At 60.8% G+C, this 2,920-nt stretch carries 4 protein-coding genes; all 4 read right to left on the bottom strand.

The genetic code is table 11. The annotated features are described in order from the left end of the window. Positions 1-1,260, bottom strand: a 1,260-nt coding sequence (locus GOB81_RS17205; protein ID WP_242010338.1) for a ferredoxin reductase domain-containing protein, incomplete at its 3' end; no start/stop codon positions are given. A 134-nt stretch (positions 1,261-1,394) separates the two neighbouring features. Beyond that, positions 1,395-1,958, bottom strand: a complete 564-nt coding sequence (locus GOB81_RS17200) for a c-type cytochrome (RefSeq protein ID WP_023979779.1) — start codon at positions 1,956-1,958, stop codon at positions 1,395-1,397. A gap of 65 nt (positions 1,959-2,023) precedes the next feature. Next, the gene (locus GOB81_RS17845) at positions 2,024-2,266 is read right to left on the bottom strand and encodes a hypothetical protein (RefSeq protein WP_242010337.1); all 243 of its coding nucleotides are present in this window, start codon (positions 2,264-2,266) and stop codon (positions 2,024-2,026) included. A 230-nt stretch (positions 2,267-2,496) separates the two neighbouring features. Continuing rightward, positions 2,497-2,920: copper resistance protein B (locus tag GOB81_RS17190; RefSeq protein WP_173571440.1), on the bottom strand; the 424-nt coding region annotated here is incomplete at its 5' end.

The raw sequence follows: 2,920 nt of genomic DNA, 5'->3' as shown, positions 1-2,920 counted from the left end.
TGCGATCGTATAGGACCGGCTCGCGGGCTTGCCAGACGTCGGCTCGATGGTGAGTTGCACGAACTGGCCGGGTTTGAAGTCAAAGGGAATCCGCCCCCCATCGGCCGGAACTAGATAGAACGTCACGATCGCCGGTGTCTCCCGAATGATCCGGGCCACTTTCAGACCGCCACGCCAGAGGCCGTGTCGAGGTGCGCCGACGATCGGAGTGGCCGTTCCACCGCCTGGTCCCGGTACAGGGGGAGGCGGCGGAACAGGAGGTGTTGGACCGCCGCCGGTCGACGATGGTGGCGTGGGCGGGACCGTTGGTTTCGGTGCGAATGCCGTGGTGGTCCTGAGAATCTCTTGCACGCGATGCAACCGCAGGACCTGCAAGATCAGCAGAGCGATCGATACCAGGATCAGGATCGTCATGAACACCAGGTGGGCCGGCGTCAATCCGAAAAACAGGCCGTTCTGCTGGCTCGCCGCGACTGTCGGCAGACCCATCTGTGCCGTGAACCAGTTGAATGCCACCATTTGAGGATTCACGAGGCCGGTCGCGGCCGCGCGCGCGGCCATTCCGCTATCGAGCAACGCAACGCCTTCATGGAGATGCTGGCTGGATCGACGCATCGTCTCCCACGACAGGGACTGAGCGGCATCGACCGATGCGGCGCCGACTTCGCGAAGACCGTCCTGAAGCCTCTGTGCCGCAATATCGGCCAGCATCTGACGTTCGGCGTCGGTCAGCTTCGGATGCGTCATCATGAAAGTATAAAGCGGCGTGCGACCGCGCGCTCCGCAACAACCCGCGTCGGCCTTGTCTGCTCCGGGAACCGCACTCAATGCCTGCCCAGCCTGAGGCAGCATGCGGCTCATCATATCGCCCTGCACCGCCGGCCCGGATGGTGGCGCACCGGGGTTCCCCGCCGCGCCCATGCCAGGGTGATGGCTTGCATGCTCGTCACCACCCATCGACATCATGCCGTCCATGTCGGACATACTTGAGTCGGGTCGAGCGGTGGTCGTCTCCATTCCGCCGGACGACTCGGCGCCATGACCGGCATCCCGGGGCGCTGCCATCGGCCCATCGTCTTCCGGCTGATCCCGCCGCAGCGCCAGCGAAGGTGGCGGGCTGCCTGTCGTAGGCCCCGTCATAGTGCCGCTGGACATGGCCGGAACGGCGGGAGACTCACCCGGTGCCTGAGCGAATCCCTCGGACATGCTGACGAGCAGCGTCATGATCACGACACTCACGCTCAAAAAGACACGCCTCATGGTTTCTCCAACACGCCATCATCCTCGGCAAAGCCCATACCGGCCCGCTTTCCGGATGTCGTCAGGGCACGGGTTATTACCCTACAGGGGTATGGCATATTTTCCTTGATCTCGATCAATTATCCCAGCGGCATCTATTGTCGGGGCATCGGCATATCCATGTCGTGATGCATATGATGTCCGCCAGCTGCTCCTGCCTGGGCGACCAGCGCCTGGTAGTCGGAACTGTTCATTCCCGGAAGCTTTTTGAGAAACGCGACAATGTTCCAGAGATCATCATCACCATGATCCGCCCAGGACGGCATGCCCGACATCTTGATGCCATGCTTGAGGATCCAGAACAGTTCGCCTTGCGTATAGCGTTGCGCCACATCATTCAAAACCGGCGGCTTCGGATACATCCCCTCCGCCATATCCTCGGCCTCGACGCCCGGCGCGGAATGACAGGAGGCGCAATGCGTCGAAAAATGCGATGCACCGCCGACGAGCCGTGCCTGCGTCTCAAGATCGACAGGTGTGGTAATGCCCTCGGCGTGATGCCGGATTGAATGGAAGCGTGCCGTTTCCAGAACACGATAGGTCAGCCGCCAATGCGGCGAGGTGGCGCCTACATCATACAGACCACCGAAAACGACGGCCGTTCCCGCGCCGATCCCGACCAGCAGAATGCCGGCGAGACTCCAGGCTAATCTTTTCATGCGTGCCTCCCTGGGCATGTCCAGGGGCGACGCTTATGACGCCGCCCCGCTCCATCAGGAACCGATCAGCGCTGATGAACCGCGTCGGGCATGCTCTGCGGGCCCATCGGCATTTTCATGCCGTCGCCCTTGTCGCCGCAGCCCATTTTCATCTTTTTATCCGATGGTGCCATTGCCTGACCGTTCGGCATGGCCATGCCCTTCATCTTCATACATCCCCCCATCTTTCCTTTCATTTTCATGCCTTTCTCTGCCCCCTTCATGCCGGATCCGGGCATGCCGTCCATTTTCATCTTGTCGTGGTCCATTCCTGACATGCCTGACATACCCTGCATTCCGGACATATCCTGGCCCTGCGGCTGGGCTGGTGCCGGAACCGGTGTCTGGGCATGCGCAACTGAGACCGTGGCCAGGAGTGCTACCAGAAGGGCCGATGATCTGAAATTAATGGTCAGCATTGGTCTTTTCCTCATCATTGGTTATCGGATGCGAAGGCGCACAATGCGCCCCGCGACGATTTCACATCGGGCAGGAATAGTCAGAACCACGTCCTGATCCCGAAGGTGAAATTCAGGTCATGGACACGCTCATTCCTTGAACGCGCCATGTCGGCGGCCTGACCGAACGTGCCGGAGTAACTCACGCCGATATAAGGCGCGAATTTCCGATGCCATTCGTAGCGAAGCCGCAATCCCGTATCGATATCGGACAGCCCGGTTCCGACCCCGCGCGCACGATCGGACGCGGAATAGAAGTTCATCTCTACCTGGGGTTGGAGGATCAGGCGATTGGTCAGCAGAATGTCGTAGGAACCTTGCAGACGCCCCGCAGCGCCTCGGTCACTGAAATAGGCCGTGGCCTCCACATTGAAGAAATATAGCGCCAGTCCCTCGACCCCGATCGCGCCCCAGGCCCGTGTGGGGCCGTTGTCAATATCGAGACGCACGCCAGTCTGGACATCG

This window comes from Acetobacter conturbans, assembly GCF_011516755.1.
Classification (GTDB): Bacteria; Pseudomonadota; Alphaproteobacteria; order Acetobacterales; family Acetobacteraceae; genus Acetobacter; species Acetobacter conturbans.
This window is presented reverse-complemented; position numbering and strand designations above follow the sequence as displayed.

What these genes read in the sequence shown, in the direction of transcription:
- GOB81_RS17845 (WP_242010337.1), bottom strand. Translation starts at nt 2,266, where the DNA reads ATGGACCACGACAAGATGAAAATGGACGGCATGCCCGGATCCGGCATG.
- GOB81_RS17200 (WP_023979779.1), bottom strand. Translation starts at nt 1,958, where the DNA reads ATGAAAAGATTAGCCTGGAGTCTCGCCGGCATTCTGCTGGTCGGGATC.